Source organism: Mangrovibacterium sp. (assembly GCF_059905295.1).
In genome coordinates this window covers 1-2118 of record NZ_JBZQJF010000034.1, presented here as the reverse complement: position 1 = coordinate 2118, position 2118 = coordinate 1, and the positions used below count along the sequence as shown (strand labels likewise).

2 protein-coding genes are annotated in these 2118 nt (G+C 43.8%); one reads left to right on the top strand and one right to left on the bottom strand.

Features of this window, described 5'->3' with window-relative positions; all coding sequences use genetic code 11:
* Window positions 1-1540, bottom strand: a 1540-nt coding sequence (locus tag AC37HE_RS02255) for an IS1182 family transposase (protein ID WP_500781149.1), incomplete at its 3' end; no start/stop codon positions are given.
* A gap of 80 nt (window positions 1541-1620) precedes the next feature.
* On the opposite strand from AC37HE_RS02255, the gene AC37HE_RS02250 reads away from it, so the two are divergent.
* Window positions 1621-2076, top strand: a complete 456-nt coding sequence (locus AC37HE_RS02250; RefSeq protein WP_500781148.1) for a transposase — start codon at window positions 1621-1623, stop codon at window positions 2074-2076.
* Window positions 2077-2118 lie beyond the last annotated feature (42 nt).

Sequence of the window (2118 nt, the reverse complement as noted above, 5' to 3'; positions counted from 1 at the left end):
CCGTAATTTTCACCCAATTTAGATAGAAGATTATATTGTCGAACATTTGACAATAGTCGTATTTAAACTTGAATACAGATGCTGCCTGTACTTTACCGGCACGACTGGCCGCCTCCTGTACCATTGAACGCTCTTTGAAATTTCTGATATAGCTCAAGATGTTCTGAAGCGATGCCGTCAATAACTCCTGGATCTTAGCGCGCCACAATCGCCGCCAGCGAGCTCGCTTAAATCCATACCGGTAACTTCGAGCAAAAGACCGTTCCATTAAATGCTGTCTCGTCCGAATATCCTTTTTGGCTTCTTTCGATTCGGCTTGTGCATACATAATGTCCAACTCATTTTGCCGCTCGTGACGCTTTAAAGATCTGCCGCTTTTGCTTCGTGTACATTTGGAGAAAGAACTGCAATTGCGACATACACTCAATGAGGCCGTATATTCCCATTGCCGACGATGCTTGTTAAATCGTCTGCGTCGAAGTTCTTCACCTTCGGGACAGATGAACACATCGCGCTCAGGGTCGTAGACAAACTCTTCCTTTGGGAAAATGCCTTTCTGGCGTCCTGATCCTCGGTGGACTTTTTCAAAAGATTCGAAGTGGCCTTTGATCCAAAGATCATAACAGGCCAAATAGTTCTCAATGATGCCATATTTGCTATCCGCCACACAGACTTCGGGCCTGATTCCTGTAATTCTCTCATGATCCAGCACCAGGGATTTTAAAAGATGGGCTTCATTGACGGATCCCGAAGTCACCGTGGTTGCAGTAATGATCTCATGCTTCTCATCGACACTGCGATGAACCTTGTATTTGAGCTTGGGCTTTCCGCCTTGTCGATGCACAGACGCATCCGGATCGGTGGTTGAAACGTGTTTTTTATTGGCAACGCCGGTTTTAGGAGGATTCAAATCGTCATCGTCATCTTCGAAACTTTCTTTTTCCAAGCGTTTTTCAAACGATTGGTAACTTTTTTTCAGATAGCGTTTGATATCCTCAGTATTTACGATTGAGTTGTTGGAGGCGTCTGCCTGAACAGTACTGCCATCCATAAACAATTTTGTGCCGTCAACAAGGCTCGCTTCAACACACTGGAGAACGATGCGATCAAAAAAGGATTGAAAAGCTTGTACACCCCAACGGCACCTGGCTTTGCTCAACACGCTGTGGTTGGGAATTTCATCATCCAAATCGTATCCAAGAAACCAAAGCCAATCGAGTCGTTCGGGAATCGTTTCCATCAGCTCTCGTTCTGATCGGACATTGTACAGAATCAGCAACAACATCATCTTGAGTATTGTCGGAGGCGGTACCGACACATTGCCGTTGCGGCCGTACAAATGCCGGACTTCTTTGTAAATGAATTCAAAATCGATAACCTGATCAATTGTTCTTAAAATGTGGTCTTTACGAATCCGTTGATCCAGGTTAATTCTATCGTAGAAGAGCTTCGGCTGGGGAGTTTTCTTTCGACCCATCATGGTAGTTGTCTCCTCGTTAAATCTTTCATACCATTGGGTTCTAGCAAGAAGATTCTTCATTATCAATAACTATTTGGGCAACAGCCCGTTGTATAGTGAATAAATGCTAAAATAAAACAATAGTTCCTGCAGACGACATTATGGGTAGAACATGGCGAATTGAATATGAAGGCGCATTGTATCATATCCTTTCCCGAGGCAATGAACAGAAGGACATATTCTACGACGACCAAGATCGCTTATTGTTTTTAAAGACAATCGGCGAGATGTCCGAACGTTTTGAGATAGATATTTTTGCCTATGTGCTGATGGGGAATCACTATCATCTTCTGCTAAAGACGACCCGCTCCAATCTTTCAAAAAGCATGCAGTGGTTAGACGTAACGTATACCCGGCGGGTCAACCTGAGTCATTTTCGTTCCGGCCATTTGTTTCAAGGCAGGTTCAAAAGTATCATTGTTCAAAATGATGCCTATTTAATGAGTCTTTCCTACTACATCCATCGCAATCCCCTTAGGGCTGGAATCATTGAACGGCTGACAGATTATCGCTGGAGCAGTAAAGACGCATTAAATAGGCATCAGTTTGAACAATGAACCTTTTGAACCTGCCTTGAAACAAATGGCCGGAACGAAAAT